A 15,649-nucleotide genomic window follows, 5' to 3' on the forward strand; every position below is an offset into this window, starting at 1 on the left:
ATCACCCCTTTCTTAATTGTTTTAGTTTATCTATGAGCGTCGGTGCTTCATCCCCGAAAACAACATTTATTTTTTCGCCGGCTTCCTCATAGACCTCTTCTATTTCTTCGATCCTGGTATCCAGCTTGACTCCCCATTTTTTATTGATATTTGTTACGATATCCCCCAGATCATAATTCTCTTTGTATTTCCGGTTTGCATTCTTATCAATGGAGCTGTCAAACACACAGATCTTTTTATTCTGGGTGAGAACTTCACTTCCCTTGCCCTGAAGCAGCGCCTGGTATTCTGCATCGGTCAATGTGACGCTATCCACAACATTGCTCAGGCTCTTCTGATCCGAAAACACTTCGAACCGATCCAGACCTGTTGCACTGCCAACCGTTGCCAGCTTCCTGTCAGTTCCTTCTCCGATACCGCCAACCAGACAAACATTCCGGAAACTGCTGTCACTTTCGGTAAACTCCTGCTTTTCGACGTTGTTATAATCTTTACTGAAAATGCATCGGGGATTGGCACTCTGGCCAGCGGTCCGATCCAGCCCTTTATAGGTTTCAAACTGCATTGACCTGGTGGATCCGTCGTATCGGACACGAAACCCGATGTCTGACAGATTGCTCAGGTTTTCAAGTTCATCTGTCAAATTTGCATAGGATGTCTGGTAATTCGCTGTTTCGGTGAAGTTCATCAGCGTTCCCAATGATAATCCGGTAATGATTCTGTTGGCATCCGTGGGACTGATGGCGTTTTTTGTGACCAGCGTCCGCATGGCCACTTCCACCAATCCATTAATGATTTCTGTTCCCCAGATGATGCGCCGGTTCAGGTATCCGGTTAAAAACTGCCCTTTTACAACAAGCAGCTCTTTTCCGTCGTTGTCTTCCTGCAGGTTTCGGTAAGAGATAAAACCCGCCTCCGGATCCCCGGGCTTGATGATGACATTGCCCCGCTGCAGCTTCTCAATGTTCTGCGACGTCGCCGGGCAATGGATTTCAAACTCTCCAGTTTTCCGGTACCGGCGCACCCAGCGTAATGATGTCCGGTTGTTGACGGTACCCAGTTTATTAAAGCTTCTGTCTGCTACATACAGATCCATGCTATACCCCCAGATACTTATTTTGTCGGTAGATGTTCACCACAAGGTTATCCAGGCCGGTTTCTGCATCGTACCGAAACAGGTTGTCGCCCTGGTAAAGCTTCAGGAAGGTCATATCTTCATCGATGTAATTAAATGCATTGGACATCACCCCATTCAGCTCCATTTCCACATCCTCTTCAGCGAAATGTGTATTCACCCGAATGATCTCGCCGGCGACCATGGTTTTGATTATTTTTACGTATTCCTGGGTGTTAACGTTTCGGAGTGATGGATTTGTGAGCGTGGCCAAAGCCCGGAATTCAATAATCATTCCAGCTTCACCGTCGCCATCGTTGGGACAGTTCACAATCAGGCTGAGTTCCCGGTGGCCCATGATGATTCCCTCTTCTGGGATCTGCAGGCCGTTGATGATGTCAAATTCGAAATCTCCTACCCAGAGTGCTATTTCTTCTTTTGTCTCTAGCAACTCATGCCAGTATGGATCATGGGCGGTGAGGCTTATTATTCCTTTTCCGGCAATTCTTCCAACCTCTTCCGGAAAAAATACCTTATCCGGCACACATGTCAGTTTTAAATCTTTTTCCCCATCGTTATAAACAAAGTATCCTTGTCCCAATTTCGGATTAAAAATTCTTCTTATCTGATTTGTGTACCGCATATATTCATCATTCGAGTTTCCTATAACAGACAATTTGACTGTCACATCACTTTCGTTCAATGTGTTTTCAATGAACTTCGTTCCATCCTGCCCGGATCCTTTGACTGTGTATTGCGTGGCTCCGGTGCTTTGGCTAAACTTTTCCATTAAAAAAGGCTCTGAATCTGTTGTAAGTGTTATCTCAGCGCCAATTCCATTTATGAATTTAACGGTCTTCATTATTCCCTCCCTACAGACTCAATGCCAGTTCCTGCCACGCCCGTTTATTTATTTTTGCAGTCTCTGATGGGCTCAATTCTTTTGGGCTGGTGATATAAACGTTCTGTTCTATTTTTGTTCCTGGCATGATCTGGCCACCACTGTTTGCATAAGGGTTTTCAGATTTTGGCACGATCATCTCACCTTCATGCACCATGGCCACCATGTCCTGGGGAATATACCGGGATCCGACATCAAACCCAAAAATCGCTGATGGATCAATTGGCGAACCATCCTGGTATAGACCAAAATGTAAATGTGGACCAGTCGAATTCCCTGTCGAGCCAACCAAGCCAATTGTTTGCAATTGTGATACCAGTTCCCCCACGCTTACCATTATTGCTGAGAGATGCCCATACAATGTTGATAATCCGTTTCCATGATCAATGATTACAGCATTTCCATAACCGCCATACCATCCGGCTGTTGTTACTTCTCCGGCTCCTGCTGCGCCAACAGGTGTTCCCTCTGCTGCGCCAATATCGATCCCTTCATGAAATCTCTGGTCGCCCGTAATCGGGTGAGTTCTCCAACCAAACTCGCTGGTAATGTCCCCACTGACTGGTGATTTTAGATCTCCAGCAGCCGCACCTCCAACACCGATGCTTTTAAAAAACTCCATAGCTCCGGATCCTACAAAGTCAATTGCTGCTTTGAGATTGAAGTTTCCTGCAGCAAAAGCCGCTTTGATTTCCTCAACCATGTTGTTAATAAATGTCATCAGGTTATCGCCGTTCAGTCCATCGATTAACCCTTGCATTAGGAATTTACCGATGTTGAAGAGTTCTTTTGATGGTGAAGCGATCCCAAAGCCATCCTTGAATTTTTTTAGAACAGCTTTAACAAGTGCCTCAACTCCATCCGTTGCATTGGTAATATTATCATTAATTCCTTTGACCAGTTCGGTAATCATGTTACCAGCAATTGTAAAGATTTGACCTGGTAATGATCCTGCAATGCTTAAAATTTTAGGAACAATCCCATTCGGTTCTTTACCCCAGGCATCCTCCGCTGCCTCTTTAATAGCATCCCATTTTTTTGGTAGCTCCGTTACAATTTCTTCAATTTTGTCGGTAATATTAGTAAAGATATCTTTTGCTTTTTGGGTTAAATCATCTGTAATGTCTTTCCATTTTTGCTGGGAATCAGTTTTTGTGCTTTCCCATTTGGCAGATACTTCTTTATATGTTTCTTGAACTTTTTCACTGACATTCTTGTAAATCGCATCCCATTTTTCCTGGAGGTCTGATTTTATATCGTTCCATTTTTCCTGGGTGTCATCTTTGGTTTCCTTCCATTTTTCTGCTAGATTTGTGGCCACTTCCTGAACCTTCGTGGCGATGTTTGTTTTTATTTCTTCCCATTTGGCAGCCAGGTCACTTTTTATGGCCTCCCATTTGGTTTGGGTATCTTCTTTGGTCTCCTGCCACTTAGTTGCCAGATTCGTAAATACTTCCTGTACCTTCGTGGCGATATTCGTTTTAATCGCTTCCCATTTGGTGGCCAGGTCACTTTTTATAGCCTCCCACTTGGCCTGCGTGTCGGTCTTAGTTTCTTCCCATTTATTAGCAAGAGTAGTGGCCAGCTCAGAAATCTTTCCAAATGTGTTGTCGTAAATTGCCTGCCATGTTGTTTGCAGAAAACCGGTGATGCTTGTCCAGATCTCATTTGTTTTTTGACCAATGCCATCCCAGATTGATTTGATAAAATCAAAGATTCCCTGTTAGATTAATGAAACCCACTTGAATAATCCCTGAAATACATTTGCCAGGAAATCCACGGCGCTTTGTCCCATTCCCTGAGCAAATGTCCAAGCTGATGCCCAGTCACCTGTGAGCAATGCAAACACCATACCTACGAAATTTCCGATAAATGAAAACAGGTTGCCAATCGCCGCTATGAATGGGGCAATGGCCACAATGATCGCTGTAAATCCATTTACAAATGTTTCTATAAATAACTGAATCAATGGCACAACATAGATTCCAAGGAAATCACCAATCGCCTGCAATATTGGTTGCACATTTACTGAAAACCCTTGAAATGCTTCCAGTGCCGGTGCCATCGCCTCACTGATTTTTACAAATGCCTCTGAAATAGTTGTCTTGATCGATTCAAATGCTGTCCCGACTGACGTTCTAAATGTCTCTGAATTTTGCCAGGCCCCGGCGATTACTGCGCCGATCGCTGCCACTGCTGCTATTGCTATTCCAATCGGCCCTGTCAGTGCTGCCAATGCACCGCCAAGGCCTCCGGCACTTCCGGTAATTCCTGTAAATAACGGTGCCAGTGTATTAAACGACGCTGCGAACATAGCAACGATTGGGATGGCACTGATAATCCCACCAATTGCAATCACAATTCCACTGATAGCCGTTTGAACAGGCGCCGGTAATGTTGTAAACTGCTCTGCAACTTGTGCGACGGCATCAATTATTGGTGTAAATGCGTCTTTCAGAGTATTCCCTATTGGCAATAAGGCATCCTGAAGCTTTCTGATTGATGCTTCCCACTTTTCCCCGGGGCTTTGTTCAGCCATCTCTTTTGCTTTTCCAGTTGTATCTGAAAACGCATCTCCAACTTTGAATAAAGCCGTGGCGCCATCAACTCCGAGATCCTCAAACTGAGAAGACAGCAGTGAAACTGCAGCCTGTTGTTCGGCTGGCGACATCTTTTGCAAGTCTAAACCAATCGACTTTGCCACATCGGCAACGGTCGCTTCTCCATTTTTCCATTTCTGGAACATATCCTGGGTTTCTGCAGAAAATGATCCGATAATTCCCTCAATTGATCCATCGCCAAGTCTGATTTGGAATTCTTTAACAGCATCTGCTGCTTTATCGGTATTCATTGCCCCATTTTCCATGCCGTTGTCAATGATCTGCATCATTTCTTCCGCCGAAAATCCAGCTTGTTCAAAGTAAAATGGGTACTCGTTTAAGGTATCCAGGAAATCACCATTCTTGTTTAGGCCATTTTGAAAGCCCGCCGCAACAAGGTCTAACGCTTCAGTACTCGTTATTCCAAATGCGCTCATCAGTTTATCTACAGCTATAATATTGTCATTAACGTCGGTCCCGGTTCTTTCGGCAATTGTTGTGAGCTGATTAACAAGACCTTCCAGTTCAACGTCGTTCAACTCTCCGAATGACTGCTTTGCAATGATTACCGCATTTGTAGCCTCTTCAACGGATCCTACCACGCCATTTTCAAACACATTTTTTACAACGTCATTAAGTGCCTCTGCTTCTGATCCGGTTAACCCCAGATTTGCCTGTATATCTGTTTGAGAATCCCCAAATGCCATTGCAGTATCAAAGGCGGATTTCCCGAGACCTATGATCTTATCCGTCACCCCCTGCAGCGCATCTGCCATCTCAAAAAGTGTGATTGACTGAACGTTTTTATTGAGATCTTCCAGTCCATCGCCAGCATTGTCTGCACCTTCTTTGACATCTTCCAGCTTTTCTTTAAATTCAATGACCTTTGTTTTCGCATCATTTAATTTAGTCTCAAGATCTTTAACCTCATTGGAATTTTCACCATAAGCTTTCTTTGCTTTGCCCAGCTGGGCATCGAGATTTCCAACAACTTTATCAGTTAATTCCATCTGTGCTTTCAACTGCTGCTGTGCCAGCTCCAGCTTTTCGGCTTCTGTAACATTGAGTCCCAGTTCTGCCCGCTGTAGTTTAAAGGTACTGGTCAGCTTTTTTTGATCACTTTCCAGCGTTCCCATTTCTGTCTTCAGATCAGTCAGTTCTTTTTCAAACTTTGCGGTATCGCTTATCTGGTCTTTGATGGACTGATTGTTTATATCCATTTCCTTCGTAAAGCGATTTAAAGTAGATGTGGCTGTTCCCAGATCTGATTCCAGTTTTCTGACTTTCCCGGCCTGGGTTTCATATTCCTTCTGGGCTTTCTTAACCTCTTCAGAATCGTCACCGTGAGCTTTTTTTGCATCTTCCAGCTTTTGTTCCAGTTTTTTCAGCTCATCGGTTTGTGTTTTATATTCCTTACTGAGCAACTCGACCTTGGCTTTGTGCAAATCGACTTCTTTGGCCAGAACTTTGTTTTTTGTCGTCAAGGCTTCCATCGAGGCTGCATTGTTCTCAAACTCTTTTGTTACGGCTCTTAATTCTGACCCAATTGTTTTGATTTCACTGTTCAGACTCTTGAGTCCGTTCTTAAAATCCGCTTCACCGTCAATCCCTACTTTTAGCCCTGCATCATATCCCATGTTTCCCTCCTTTCCCGAAAATAAAAAACAGCTACAATATGCCTTTCAGCATCGCAACTGCCTTTCTTTGATTTTCCCAGTATTCTTTTTCTTGTTTATAGTTCATCAGCTCCAGAAAATACCAGAGATCCATTTCATCTATTTCGGTTAATTTCCAACCCTCTTTTATAAGATTGATGTAGAATTCGTCGATCCATTCCTGCAGGGTTAACAGCTTTCCACTGTCTTCCCCGCCTAGTCGTTTTTTACTTCTAGTTTCTTCGATGTTCCCCCGGCGATAGCACTAACTGTTTTTGTCAGTTCTTGTAACATCTCATCCGCATAAAGCCCGTCATATACGTCATCCCGGGTAAACTGCTTCCCATAAACATCGACTGTAAAATCGACTAACTCATCAAACACTTCTTCTGTTATGTTCTTAGGATCCATTTTTCTTGCCAACTTAATCGCATCCCGAACCGCTCTTCCTTTAGGTCTTGCTGCGGTATATGTTTTTTCTTCGTTTCCAAGTAGTAATTTAATTTCCATCATTTAGTCCTTTCAAATTAAAAAGGGGCAATTAAGCCCCCAAGCCATTACACTGTAAAGTTTACGATGTATCTTTCCGCCATGTTGACGCCTGCTGCAGCGCTCTTCACGCCGGTGGTCGCAATTAAAATGTAATCTCCGGCCGTCAGTGTCGCAACCGGATCCACAGTTACAATGGTATTCGTGGCGTTCACTGATAATGTTGCCGGTACCGCTGTTCCGTCAGATTTCATCACAAAGATATTTGCACTATTGATGGTGTCAGCCAGAATTGCCTTACTAAATGTCAGCACCAGATTGGCGGTTCCCAATACGCCGGTGGCGCCATCAGTCGGTACACTCGTTACCGTTGGTGCCACTAAATCAATTGTCGGTTTGTAAACAGAGGCCATAAAGTTTGCTGGTGGCGTAATCCCTTCAGATTCATCCATGATAATACCTTTGTGACCGTCTTTATCGGCGATGAATGTTCCTTTCAGTGTTGGTGTTGCAAATGTGACTTTTCCTTCTTCTGTCTGTTTGTAACTTTCTGATGGCTGCCCAAACCGCCCCTTATATAACCAGGTATACGCACTGGTGCCATCCTCATTTTCAATCTCAAATCCAGTTGCCACATATGGGGCTACATCATTTTCAGTTGTCAGCAAGGTCCCTTTTTCAGCGTCGAACGTTCTTCCCAGCAAAGTAGCCCGATCTTTCAATGGAAATTTATTAACCGTTGCCTCAATGCTGATGTCACCCTCGGTATTGACAATGAATCTGGTTTTTCCATCCCCAGACAGTTTTGATTCTTCTACTTTCATTTCCATTTTTACTTCCATCAATCCGGGAATTACGACTGGTTCTTCATATACCCCGGTGGAAACATCTAATTTTGCATAACAAAAGTTTTTGATATTTACCGGTACTGTTTCAGCGAATAACTGTAAATTCATTTTTTTAATCGTCATTTTGATTTCTCCTTAAAATTTAATAGACGCCATAAGGCGCCTTAACCAAATATCTTTGCCATTTCTTCATCGATGACTTGCGTCATTACTTCTGCAACCTGCGTTTTAACCTGGTTCATTGTTTTTCTCATGAATGGCTTCTTTTTTCTTTTACTCGTTCCTGATTCCAGAACACGGGCAATTAGCTGATATGCAACACCATTTGCATCATAACCATCAAAACCTATTTTTGCTGTCCATTGTCCGCCCATCAATTTAATGGGCGTGATCCCCATGGCTTCAACTAGCTCCCCGGTTGCTTCATCTGACAATACCCCTTTAAGATTTGTTTTCATGGCATCGGCCACAACTTTTGCACCGGCATAGATGGCTTTCTTTGCAATCATTTCAAGATCTGTTTCCAGTCTTGAAAGCTTCAGCATGAAATCATCTCCCGCCATGAATGCTGCCATAGCCATATCTACACCTCCATCGGTATGTTCCACACCCATTCGTGATGAAATATCTGTGTGTCCTCTTCAAACTGCACTGAATTAAGACGAAACCCGATCCCGGCATTGTTTAATGCATGCTGTATTTCTGAAAACAACGGATCATATTCCTGTTTTGTGAACAAGTCAATTGTTCCTTCCATGACCTGTTTAACCATTTTTCCATCACCATACAAACTTCCGGACTGCCCATCCTCTGCCCAAACGATGTACGGAGCCACTGCTCCGGGTGCTGCAATATGATGGTATACTTTTCCTGGCAATACACCCAATAAGGCATTTTTTACATCAGCTAATGTCATACAACCCACCGTCCAATCTTTCCAGCGTCAGATCTGATATTCTTAGACCATCATTATTTGTCTTATGCTGCGCCTGGGTAATCCGGTATTGAATCCCAACCTCAACATTGTCCTCAATCTTAGAACCATCAAAAATAACACAGACACATTGATCAGTCACAATTCGGTCTTGCCAGATGCTTATTAACCGGTCGATCTTTGAATCGGCTTGCATGGCGGCGTATGCTCTGGTCATACCGATTGTTTTTTCTTCAAAATAAAAAGACTGGTAAAATGTGAGACCCTCCGCCGGCGTATCGCCGGGGTTGCTCACATTACCAATCTTATAGATCTTTACCAATCCCCCATCAAACATCGGTTGTTACCGTGGCTTTCTGGGCAAACAGTTTGTTATTCAAGGCGGCCCGTATCATCCGGGGCATTGCCGAATCAGGGGCAGCCCGTTTCCGGTACATCCAGGCGGCGTACATCACAACAATCCCCTGGTCCTCAAAATCATCGCCCAGGGTGATGCCCTCCCGAGCAATCATCCCTTGGGCAATACTTATTAAGTTTTTCAGGTAGTCATCTTTGACCGTATGCAGGATTTCAAGATCCTGCTTTAACATTACCAGTAATAGATCATCCTGCATCCTCTAACCTCCTGTGACTAGGCTTTTGCCACTACGCTGCAGGTACCGACTTTAATGGCCCGGCCAGCGGCGTCAAATTCGACAACTGTAATAACCTTACCGGTTGCTGCGGTAATATCGTCTGGCGTGGTAAAGGCTGTATAACCAGTGCTTGAATCACCGGATTTAACCGCTGCTGCTTTACCAAGGACTTTATAACCCAAGGTTGTTCCACTGGCTTCAGCTCCGGCCACTGTAATTAAGGTATCACCGGAAAGTGTACCGGCTACCGAGGTTACAGCCAAGGCTCCCAGTTCGGTGTTGGCGTAATCAGTTTCGAATGTCGAGGTTGTGGCTGCGTCGGTATTATCGAATGATACCATCACGAATGCTTCACCAAAAACAGGCATCCCGTCATAACGGGCATATCCCTTAAACCCTGTCTGGTTTTGTGCAAATCTGGCATGCTCTGATTTTTCAAGGGCAGATCCTTCCCGTTCTGCCAAAATGTAAACAGAACCAAAACCTCCGATAATTTCATTGTCTCCAACTAGTTCAATTTCTTCAATGCTTCCGCCGATAATTGGCATCTGATTGTTAACACCAGCGATCAGAGCGGCTGCTGCATCAAATGCCAGGGCTTTTGTCATTAAATTAATATGCGTTTTTCTGTTCATTACCCAAAAGGCTTTACCATCTGAATAATTTGGTGCTGCGACGCCAAGGGCCTCAATGAGTGAAGCGTAAAACGCAGCTCCCGTGGTGCCATTGATATTTAGTTTTTTAACGTTTGTGGTGTGCAGATCTGTCCACGCTGGGGCGAACGTTGGCCAGTTAGATGGTGCCGATGTTTGGGCAAGTCTGGTTACAATACCAACCGGCATTTTTGTTCCCGTTCCGTACAGCAACGCTCTATCAACACCTTTGCCGATGGCTTTACCCAGTTGGTCCATAATTTCGCTGCCAAGTGCCAGATCGCTATCTTTTAATAGATTGTTATGGATCCAGATGATTCCACCGACCATATAACCATCAACTTCAACCTGGTTCAGTGACATATCAAGTTCATTCAATTCGCCCTCTGCTTCCATCCATACGCCCTCAGGTGCGGCGCCCATAATGTTTTCCCGGGCTGTTCCACCAACTGGCTTTAAGGTTACGTATTTTGTAAGTTTTGAGTACTGTTCCATATTGTCCCGTAAAAGTTCCAGCATTACTTCCGGAACAGACAGGCTCCCGTTTGTGATACCTCTTGTTTTTATTTCCCGAACCGCTTCAATAAAATCTCTTACTTCTTCACGGGCAAGGAATGCATCCCGGGTTTCTGGAGTCATTCCGAAAAATCTTCTGGTGTTCATTGGCATAATATTACCTCTCTTTTCTTCTTTGTTTTTTGGTTGTTCTGCTGGGGAGCCAACGGGTGCGGATCTTTCAATCTCTTCAATCTCCGCTTCGATGCCGGCAATTTCAGTCTCAGTTTCTGCAATCGCTGCTTCATTTTCAGCCTTATCGGCTTCAAACTTTTCAACCTCTTCTTCGACGACCTTTTTTTCCTCTTCGGTTTCGGCCTCTTCAATCGCCTTTTCCAGATTAATTTCCCGGGTCGGGAATGTTTCCGAAACTTTTCTAAGCTCCACAAGTTGCTTTTGCTTTTCCGTCAGTTCTTTTTTCCTCATCAATACTTTTAAAGCCATTACTGACCTCCTTTAATTTTTGATTTCATTTTTTGCTGCCACGCTTCATGCTGTCTTTTTTGGATATTTTCAAAATCTTCCTTACGTGCGGAAACGGTTGTTTCCTTATAGGCGGGGAACACGCATGGCGAAATTTCGTATAATGGATTTACTTTTAAGATTGTCCAATGACAAGTGCCATCACCATTGTCTCTAAATTCTTCGGCTTCGATATCAAAACCGAATGAGCACTGGGTGACATCACCCCGCATGATCCGGGTATAGGCATTCATGGCATCTGTGTCATTGCGATTAATTTTAATCTTGCCCCATAGCCCGTGGGAATCTTCACGCAATTCAAGCGTACCGGCTCCTGTGCGGCCTAAAACTAAATTTGTGTCATGATTATACAGCGCTCTGACATCGCCGCTTATACAGCCTGTAAATGCTCCGGGTGCGATGCTCTCACTGGCGCCTGGCCACAACTCATAATCGGAATTAAAAATAGCGAAATATCCTTCAAGGAATAAATCGCCGGTTCCATCGTCTTCCCGCTTTTCAATTTCCATTACCAGATCCCTGGCTTGTCGTTTATTTCGACTCACTCACTGCCACCTCCATTCTGGTTTAATTTTTTCTGATCTCCGATGCTGCTAATCGGGATGAAGTTTTCTAATATGACCAGCTCATCCAGTCCATCGAGTGGACTATACCCCAGACTGGCCCGGACTTCATTGCCGGTTAAAATCCCCCTGACAAATAGTTCCTGGCCAACACTGGACAGATCTTTGATGTCGTAGGCATACAGCGCCCGGGAATTAAATTTAAAATACAAATCCGGTGAAATTAACAGCTTCCTGGTCAGCTCCTGTTCAATCAATTTACAGATTGGTAAAATTGTGGAGTTGATAAAATTGTTATATTCATCTTTGTTATACTGCCCGGCGCCCACAATAAAGGCCGGGACATTGATAATGCCGGCGACTGTTTTTTTATCAATGGTGACCGCCTCATTAATCGCCAGGTCATTGAGTGACAGCGGCTTAACCTGTTGAATGTCCAGCAGCTCCGAAGGGATCACCCACGGTTGTCCGGCTTCCTGGGTATCAATGTACTCATTCAGAAATTTTGTCCGGCCATCTTTGCCACTGAATTCATCGGCCAGGGCATCAACCCTAACTACCAGGGACGGTTTCCATTTGGATTCCATAAACCCTTTTTTTGTGGCCGCTGCTTGCCTGAGATTCTGGACAACTTCTTTGAGTGCGACCCGATACCCTAACCCCATCCAAGGCCTTTCGGGATCCGGATTAATTGGGAAATGAATCATGTTTTCTGGTTGGTATGTTAAACCGCCATACCTTACATAATATGAGTCTCCATTTTCCTGGAACGATACCCGGGAAGGCTTCAGCGGTACCAGATCATCTATCATGCCATTGGCTGTTTTTGGAAAAACCACGCTGTTCCCTTCCAGCAGCATTGTTTTAACAACCGCATGCATGAACGTTTTCCGGGTCATGTTTTTATTTGGTGAGATATCTATTTTTTTAGACAACTCATTCTGGACCCGGACATCACCTTTATTGGTGTTCCGCATGAGATGGATCGTCATGGACGATACCAGGTCCGCAATTTTATTAACGGCCATTTGAACTTCCGGGTTATCTGCCAATCGGGTATACCCACTTACAACCAGAGTCTCAAAGGCATCGTTCGAAACCAGCCACGATGAAATTGATTCTCTCTTCTCCGGTTCACCCCGGATCACATTTGTTTTTCTGTTTCGTCTTCCCAATCTTCACTCCTCCTTTTTCTGCTAATTAAACCATTGGTTTGCTTTTCCATCTTTTTCCATGACATCTAACATTTGTACTGCTCCAAAAACACCAGCGTCAAACATATCAATCCTCATCGTTCCACCGTCACCGTCTACTTTTTCATACTGGATCATGTCATCTGTTTTCTCAATGGCCCGTACATTCTGCAGACAGTATTCAAAACCCTGATTATGGAGATAGTAAAACTCTCCATCTTTTGCTTTTTTTTCAATCCTCCGAAACCCTTCAGACTTTTTATAAAAATACTGCGGTTGGTCAACAATTTTAAATCTGCTCTTTTTCATCTTTGTAAAAAATTCTTTTCCAAACTTTTTATCAAACCCGACTATTTTAATTCTAAAACCCATGGTTCGCATTTTTTCAAACCACATGACCACATCGTCATAGTGGACGGTTTTCGTATTGGACATGGTCAATACACCATCGTCTTTCCAGCCGAATAAAGGGATGCTATCCTCTTCTGCCTTTTCCACCGCTGCAGCGATCGGGAAAAACCCATGAGTGATACAGATATCAATTTCTTTTCCCTCAAAGGTGTACCGTCCATACAGAGCCGCGGCTGTCAAGTCATGCATCTTAGAAAGATCCGCTCCGCCATACCAGTTGATTGGAAGGGCGGCCAGTTCTTCCAGTGTCCAGTTATACTGACTATCAGAATTTTGAAACTCATCAAGATTAAAGTATGCTTTCAAGGCGCTGGTGTAGACATTCAAAGATTTTGCAAAAAAATCTTTTCGCTGCTGCGGATCATTCTGGGCCTGCCTGGCATCGTTTAGAATTTCCTCCGGACGAATCGACACCCCATAGGCCGGGTTTGCCATTTCATGAATAACCGGATTAGTATAATCAACGTCACCATCATCATCCTGGTCAGCTTTGCAAATAAAAACATAATACTGTTCATCGGTTACCGTCCCGGCTAATATTTTTTTGCAATACTCAATCCTGCGAAAACAAAAAGAATTCGCATCATCTCCGGCGGTTGTAATCCCGATCATCAATTTGTTGGTATAAGCTTTCATGGCCTCCTTGATGATGTTGTATTGCTTCGGAGTTTTATAAGCGTGAATCTCATCGGCGATGGCCAGATTACAGTTTAATGAATCTTGCCTGTCCGGATTGGCAGCCAGGGCTTGAATGAATAATGATCCGTCGCCCAGGTCGCCAGAAATCGAATGTTCCTGGTTGTTATCAATCACCCGGAAATTTTTCTTTTCTTCCATTTGAAGAAGATTGAAATTTATGAAGTTGAAACTTTCTAATGATTGCTTCATAGCGGCGGCCACAATATATACCTTGCTGCCGCTCCTTCTTTCCAACAACCCCAGCGCCCATGATAAAGCAGCGGCAAAACTGGTCTTGATATTTTTTCGGGGTATAAAAATAAGCGCTTCATGGAAACGCCTAATCTTTGTACCTTTATGATAAAACCCCAGGAGGTTGTAAATAATAACTTTATGGAAAGGCTCCAACAAAAACGGTTTTCCCCTGAGCGGCGTACCGTCCAGCATTTCGCCCTGCATATGGACAAACGTGTTTTCGATGATGTAGATTACAAATTCTGCATCTTTTGTCTTAAACTCATAATCCGTATTTTTCAAATCATTCAAAAACCGTTGGCAACCTTGGATCTGTTCCCGGCATGCTATTTTTCGACCTTCAACGATGCTGTTGGCATACTCCATCACAAGATCGTAATTTTTAGCCATCGAAGTTTTTCAGAATATCCGCCAGGCCAGATCTTTTGGTTTGTTCAGTCGTCACTGACTCCACCGCTTTAGGGTTAAGACAAAGACGATCCGAGTATGCGAGGATATCTTTTCTCAGACTTTCGAGTGTCGCCACGATTGCAGATTTTTTTGTACCGCCGGCGCCGGTCGATGTTTCATATGCACAATCTGATTCGGCAAACTTTTTGTTCGCATCTGCATATTGAACCAACAGATCTGCGTATACATTTATGATGCTCTCATATTCTGGCTTGTGCGTTCCGAGTCTTTTCATGTCCTCAATGATTTTACCTTTTTCCACCCGGACGTTAAATTCATATTCTGTTTCCGTTTTTTTTCTTCTCGCCCGTGCCACTCGATCACCTCCCTTCGTGGTCAAAAAAAGTTTTCTGGCGGTCGCTCTATTGGAAAGAGTTACCCTATCCAATGAATATTATTTTTGATAATTTTCATTTTAGGTGGGGGGGATTGGCTTTGTTACATCATTTCTCATAATCATCTTCTGGACTTCAAAGCTTTTGTCCCTTTTTCCGGATGTTCAATGTTGTGGTGTTTTGCACAAAGTGTCCTGCCGTTAGCTACGTCATACTGCAGCTCTGGATAGTCTTCCCTGGGTTTTACGTGGTGCGCAATGGTTCCTTCCCGGAGTATTCCGTAACGCTTGCACTCCTGGCATTGGTAGTTGTCTCGCCTTAATACTTTGGCTCGCCATGCCTTGTGCTTCTTGGTCTGATAGTATGGATCACTCTTCATCATCCTTCTCCCTTACTACGGTTACGGTTCGTGTAATAAATACAGCCGGTCTGTTTGTCCGGATGCTTCAATGCCACAACATCTAAGCAGTGTCCGTCGTGATTGTACCCACATTCAATTCGTTCACATCGAGTACATAATCCATGGCATCCCCAACGATTTAGGCAGAATGTGCAGTGATCGTTAGTCATGAGTTAACTCCTTGCATATAAAAAGACACCGGTTGCCCGATGCCTCATTTACATAATTTTACTTATACACATTGTAAACTCTATATATGGCGCACACAATGGCATTAATTGTGCGCTCATTGTGCATTTGTCAAGTGCTCAGGTAAACAGTTCGGTGATGGCTTCATCACTGAATAGAATGATCTTCAGCTCATTCACCAGCCGGCTTTTATTCCTGGTTATCGTTGATATATCTTTGCCGAACATCTCAGCAATCTGTTCATGGGTTTTGATCTCAAAGTACTTTGCCGGGATGATTTCATAATAAGGATCCTCGATAAGCTTACC

The 15,649-nt window shown here is 43.8% G+C and carries 16 protein-coding genes and 1 pseudogene; all 17 read right to left on the bottom strand.

Annotated features, from left to right (window positions below):
- Nucleotide 1: 1 nt before the first annotated feature.
- The gene (locus tag Q7J41_RS04175) at nt 2-1,096 is read right to left on the bottom strand and encodes a siphovirus ReqiPepy6 Gp37-like family protein (RefSeq protein ID WP_304885522.1); all 1,095 of its coding nucleotides are present in this window, start codon (nt 1,094-1,096) and stop codon (nt 2-4) included.
- Between the two features lies 1 nt (nt 1,097).
- The gene (locus Q7J41_RS04180) at nt 1,098-1,976 is read right to left on the bottom strand and encodes a phage tail family protein (RefSeq protein ID WP_304885523.1); all 879 of its coding nucleotides are present in this window, start codon (nt 1,974-1,976) and stop codon (nt 1,098-1,100) included.
- Nucleotides 1,977-1,986: 10 nt separating this feature from the next.
- The gene (locus Q7J41_RS04185; RefSeq protein WP_304885524.1) at nt 1,987-3,336 is read right to left on the bottom strand and encodes a peptidoglycan DD-metalloendopeptidase family protein; all 1,350 of its coding nucleotides are present in this window, start codon (nt 3,334-3,336) and stop codon (nt 1,987-1,989) included.
- A 402-nt stretch (nt 3,337-3,738) separates the two neighbouring features.
- The gene (locus Q7J41_RS04190) at nt 3,739-6,252 is read right to left on the bottom strand and encodes a phage tail tape measure protein (RefSeq protein WP_304885526.1); all 2,514 of its coding nucleotides are present in this window, start codon (nt 6,250-6,252) and stop codon (nt 3,739-3,741) included.
- A 234-nt stretch (nt 6,253-6,486) separates the two neighbouring features.
- A complete protein-coding gene (gpG, locus tag Q7J41_RS04195) occupies nt 6,487-6,783 on the bottom strand; it encodes a phage tail assembly chaperone G (protein ID WP_304885528.1) in 297 nt (98 codons plus the stop codon).
- 44 nt (nt 6,784-6,827) lie between these two features.
- The gene (locus Q7J41_RS04200) at nt 6,828-7,730 is read right to left on the bottom strand and encodes a major tail protein (RefSeq protein ID WP_304885530.1); all 903 of its coding nucleotides are present in this window, start codon (nt 7,728-7,730) and stop codon (nt 6,828-6,830) included.
- Between the two features lie 41 nt (nt 7,731-7,771).
- On the bottom strand, nt 7,772-8,188 hold the full coding sequence (locus Q7J41_RS04205) for an HK97-gp10 family putative phage morphogenesis protein (protein WP_304885532.1): 417 nt from the start codon (nt 8,186-8,188) through the stop codon (nt 7,772-7,774).
- 2 nt (nt 8,189-8,190) lie between these two features.
- The gene (locus tag Q7J41_RS04210) at nt 8,191-8,523 is read right to left on the bottom strand and encodes a hypothetical protein (protein ID WP_304885534.1); all 333 of its coding nucleotides are present in this window, start codon (nt 8,521-8,523) and stop codon (nt 8,191-8,193) included.
- Nucleotides 8,510-8,863 carry a hypothetical protein gene (locus Q7J41_RS04215; protein WP_304885536.1) on the bottom strand — a complete coding sequence of 118 codons (354 nt, stop codon included), beginning with the start codon at nt 8,861-8,863 and terminating at the stop codon, nt 8,510-8,512. Before Q7J41_RS04215 ends, Q7J41_RS04210 begins: the two co-directional genes overlap by 14 nt.
- 7 nt (nt 8,864-8,870) lie before the next feature.
- The gene (locus tag Q7J41_RS04220; RefSeq protein ID WP_304885538.1) at nt 8,871-9,155 is read right to left on the bottom strand and encodes a hypothetical protein; all 285 of its coding nucleotides are present in this window, start codon (nt 9,153-9,155) and stop codon (nt 8,871-8,873) included.
- Nucleotides 9,156-9,172: 17 nt separating this feature from the next.
- Nucleotides 9,173-10,828 (bottom strand): phage major capsid protein, encoded by a 1,656-nt coding sequence (locus tag Q7J41_RS04225; protein WP_304885540.1) that lies wholly within the window; start codon nt 10,826-10,828, stop codon nt 9,173-9,175.
- A complete protein-coding gene (locus tag Q7J41_RS04230; protein ID WP_304885542.1) occupies nt 10,828-11,412 on the bottom strand; it encodes an HK97 family phage prohead protease in 585 nt (194 codons plus the stop codon). Before Q7J41_RS04230 ends, Q7J41_RS04225 begins: the two co-directional genes overlap by 1 nt.
- Complete coding sequence (locus tag Q7J41_RS04235; protein ID WP_304885543.1) at nt 11,409-12,605, bottom strand: phage portal protein; 1,197 nt, start codon at nt 12,603-12,605, stop codon at nt 11,409-11,411. Before Q7J41_RS04235 ends, Q7J41_RS04230 begins: the two co-directional genes overlap by 4 nt.
- 21 nt (nt 12,606-12,626) lie before the next feature.
- Entirely contained in the window at nt 12,627-14,357 is a 1,731-nt protein-coding gene (locus tag Q7J41_RS04240; protein ID WP_304885545.1) for a terminase large subunit, read from the bottom strand.
- A complete protein-coding gene (locus Q7J41_RS04245) occupies nt 14,350-14,733 on the bottom strand; it encodes a P27 family phage terminase small subunit (protein WP_304885547.1) in 384 nt (127 codons plus the stop codon). Before Q7J41_RS04245 ends, Q7J41_RS04240 begins: the two co-directional genes overlap by 8 nt.
- Nucleotides 14,734-14,873: 140 nt before the next feature.
- Nucleotides 14,874-15,134 carry an HNH endonuclease gene (locus Q7J41_RS04250; protein ID WP_370650979.1) on the bottom strand — a complete coding sequence of 87 codons (261 nt, stop codon included), beginning with the start codon at nt 15,132-15,134 and terminating at the stop codon, nt 14,874-14,876.
- A 326-nt stretch (nt 15,135-15,460) separates the two neighbouring features.
- Nucleotides 15,461-15,649: pseudogene (locus Q7J41_RS04255) on the bottom strand (hypothetical protein); the annotation flags it as partial.

The sequence above is a fragment of the Acetobacterium sp. genome, from assembly GCF_030652775.1.
Taxonomy (GTDB): Bacteria; Bacillota; Clostridia; order Eubacteriales; family Eubacteriaceae; genus Acetobacterium.